This window comes from Candidatus Infernicultor aquiphilus (assembly GCF_002784285.1).
Taxonomy (GTDB): domain Bacteria; phylum Atribacterota; class Phoenicimicrobiia; order Phoenicimicrobiales; family Phoenicimicrobiaceae; genus Infernicultor; species Infernicultor aquiphilus.
The window spans coordinates 6,477-10,141 of the sequence record NZ_PFKO01000001.1 but is presented as its reverse complement, the minus strand read 5'-3'; the positions used below and the strand labels follow the sequence as shown (position 1 = coordinate 10,141).

The following is a 3,665-nucleotide window of genomic DNA, read 5'->3' as shown; positions in this document are numbered from 1 at the left end:
CAAAATCATTTTTTTTAAGATAAATTTTTATTCTTTTGACTAACTCTCTCCAAAAGTTTACATCTTTCATTGGGAAGCACCTACCTGTATCTTTCTAAATCTTGCCGGCGAAGTACCATGACCAACCTGCATTACTTGCTCCGGCTGTCCTTTACCACAATTGGTTATACCCCATATGTGCCAGTGCTCCTGTTTACTTACTCCATCACAGGAACGCCAAAACTCTGGAGTTATACCTTGATATATAGCATTCTTATAAATTTTACCCAGTCTACCCTTCTTTATCTCTCGGGCAAACTCAGTGCCAAATTGAAAATTTAATCTCTTATCGTCTATACTCCAACTTTTATTAGTATCTAAATATATACCTTGTTTTATATCCCCAATAAGTTCATCAAATTCAAAATTCCCTGGTAATAAATTAATATTAGTCATTCTCACCAGAGGTATTCTTTTCCAACCATCTGCTCGAGCTGCTCCATTACTCTTTAAACCAAGTTTAAAAGCATCTTCTCTGGACATTAAATAACCCGAAAATTCCCCCCGATTTACCAAATAAGTTTTTGAAGCAGGAACACCCTCATCATCGTAACCAAAACTGCCTAACCCTCCAGGAACAGTTGCATCCGCTACAATAGTCACCTCTGGGCTTCCATAGATAAAATTATTTAATTTATCTAGAGTTAAAAAACTTCCTCCCGCAAAGCTAATTTCCTTCCCCAATACCCTATCCAATTCCACAGGATGCCCACAAGATTCATGAACCTGAAGGGCAAGTTGAGACCCTCCTAATACAACATCCATTATCCCTTCTGGGGCAGGAGGGGCAAATAATAACTGATTAGCTTCTTCTGATATTCTTTCCGCATTTTCTAATAGTTTTATCTCTTCGATAAACTCATAACCAGAAGTGGCATAATCACCACCAAAGCTGGAAGGATAAGATCGAGTTTGAAAATCCTTTTCACCTATGGCATAGGCAGCAATTCCACCACCAGATGTAAAAATAGTTTGTTCGAGATGAGAACCCTCAGTAGATAAAAATGTTTTCTGGATCTTATAAAAATTTAGAAGACCCTCAGTCTTCTTTACTTTATCTCTTAACATAATTTTAGTAGCTTTTACTAAAAGGTCTATCTTCTCTGTGGGGTTAACTTTAAAAGAATCCTTAACTATAGGAGTAATATAGGTAGCAATATGCTTATCTTCGGGAGCAAGCTTGATTTCTTCCTTCTTAATAAGAGCGGAAGCTTGGGCAATAACCAAAGCCTTGGTTGCAGTTTTTAATAAAGATAGCTTATCTAAATTATTAGAAGCAGCAAATCCCCACGCACCATTAACTAACACTCGTATTCCTACTCCTTTATTATTTAAGACACGGTAAGAAGATAATATTCCATTTTCTACTTCAATATTCTCGCTTTCAGTTTCTACCAACCTGATATCAGCATAGTTTACTTTTAATTCCAAATAATCTAAAATCTCTTCTAATACTTTTTTCATAGTTTTATTAACCCTATTAACCCCATAATAATTAAATATACTTTTAAATTTTCCTCAAATCCTAGCAAAAAATAAATTTAAGTTAAAAATAATAAAAAGTAATTAAAAATTTATGGAATATTTTTTATTTAATTTCTAATCTCCTGAGACTGCAATAGCAACTCCGCCGATACCAATATGTAGGCTTAAAGCGGGAGAAGCTTCCGCAATCATTATTTCTGAGGAATTAAAGTGGGTCCGAATTTCATTACTGTACCACTCAGCAAGTTCAGGTGCTGTTACATGAGCAATTCCAAAGTATGGATTCTTAACCTTTTTAGCATATTTAATCGCCATATCTAAAGTCTTACGAATAACTCTATTTTGTCCAATCACTTTAGCCGCTTCAGTAATACAACCCTGAGAATCAATGGTAAGAACAGGTTTTAGATTAAGAAGTGTACCTACGAATCCCTTAGTTTTGTTCAAGCGACCACTGCGTATGATATATTTCAAAGTGGGAACTGCTATAAAAATTCTGGTATTTTTTATAGCTCGTCTTAACCGATCAATAATTTCCTCCAGTTCAAAACCATTTCTTATCCACTGAGCTGTTTTATAAACTAATAACCCTAAAGCAGTACAAGTTGTTTTACTATCAATAATATAAATTTTATTACTATACTCCATATCTTTACAACCCATCCGGGCACCTTGAATCGTTCCACTTAATTTTTCAGAGATATGTAAAGAGATTATAGATTTATATCTTAGTATAGCTTCATCATAAGCTTTTTTAAATAGAGCTGGAGAGGGCTGAGAAGTGGATAGTTTTTCCTTAGAAGTTTGTAAAAGATGATTAAAATCTTTTGGTTTAATTTCTACTTTATCCAAATAACTCTTTTTACCTACTTGGATAACTATAGGCACCATCTGAATATTATACTCTTTAATCATCTCGGGTGGTAAATCACAGGTTGAATCAGTAACTATTCCAATAGTATTAAGCTGATTATGCTTCTCCATCTCGTTACATTGATGGTACATATCCTCAACTTTGCTATGTATTAAAGTTCCATAGTCAGATAATATATCAAAAACCTCTTCCGGCTTATCAGTATGGATATGAATATGAACTTTATTTTTAGAGCCAGCCACAATTAATGAATTACCTAAAAAAGAAAGTTTTTGCCGAATATTCCCTCTATCTATATCGCCACCTTCAATCAAGCATTCCGCACAAAATTGAAAATTAATTTTATTATTTATATTATGGAGATTAAAATGCTTAATTTTATTAGTTGCAAAATTCATAACCTTGGCGGAGCGAATTTTCCCAAATTCAATAAAATCAACTATACCCTCTAATAAATTAACAAAGCCCTGTGCCCCTGCATCAACCACATTTGCTTTTTTCAATACGGCAAGTTTATCGGGTGTTTCTGCTAAAGATTCCTTTGCTTTAGATAATGATTTTTTAAAAAGGTCAGCAAAATCAGGAGTATGACTGGAATGTTTTTCCAGATGATTGGTCCAATCTTTCATTACGGTAATAATAGTGCCTTCTTGAGGATGCAAAATTGCCCTCCTGGCTTGTTCTGCCGCTTTGGTGGCAGCATTAGCAAAAGCTTCAGTAGAAAGGCGAACTTTACCCCTGGTGGCTTCTGCTAACCCTTGAAAAAATTGAGCTAATATGGCCCCTGAATTACCGCGTGCTCCTATTAACGCTGAATCAGCAATAGTATTACTAACTTCTGCAAAAGAAGATTCGTGGCATTTTTTCACTCCTTGTACTATACTGGCCATAGTCATAGCCATATTAGTACCAGTATCTCCATCTGCTACTGGAAAAACATTGATATCATTCAGATATTGCTCCATCTGATTTATACGTTGGGCAGAACTAATAATAAAGCGCTTAAACCTAATCCCATTTAAATATTTTATTTTGATTCTCATTTTTTAGTCCCTTCTTATTCTATCCTACCGCTCTACCGCCCAGCTATTTTCCTTTCTAGTGGTTATAACTTCTGATTTCATCTATGGCTTTCCGTTCTTTAGGGCGTATTTCCACTGACTCGGGATAACCTAAAGTGATAATAAGTTCGACTCTTTTGGGTAAGGGAATATTAAGGAGCTTTTTTACTTCTTTCTCTTTGAACCATCCCAATATACATGTACCT

Annotated in this window: 2 protein-coding genes and 1 pseudogene; all 3 read right to left on the bottom strand. The window is 34.9% G+C overall.

Going from position 1 to position 3,665, the window contains the following annotated elements:
- Positions 1-66 precede the first annotated feature (66 nt).
- Complete coding sequence (locus COZ07_RS00050; RefSeq protein ID WP_406606580.1) at positions 67-1,503, bottom strand: TldD/PmbA family protein; 1,437 nt, start codon at positions 1,501-1,503, stop codon at positions 67-69.
- Positions 1,504-1,638: 135 nt separating this feature from the next.
- Entirely contained in the window at positions 1,639-3,441 is a 1,803-nt protein-coding gene (locus COZ07_RS00045) for a DAK2 domain-containing protein (protein ID WP_406606579.1), read from the bottom strand.
- A 55-nt stretch (positions 3,442-3,496) separates the two neighbouring features.
- Positions 3,497-3,665, bottom strand: a pseudogene (locus COZ07_RS00040) (NAD(P)H nitroreductase); the annotation flags it as partial.

What these genes read in the sequence shown, in the direction of transcription:
- COZ07_RS00050 (WP_406606580.1), bottom strand. Translation starts at nt 1,503, where the DNA reads ATGAAAAAAGTATTAGAAGAGATTTTAGATTATTTGGAATTAAAAGTA.
- COZ07_RS00045 (WP_406606579.1), bottom strand. Translation starts at nt 3,441, where the DNA reads ATGAGAATCAAAATAAAATATTTAAATGGGATTAGGTTTAAGCGCTTT.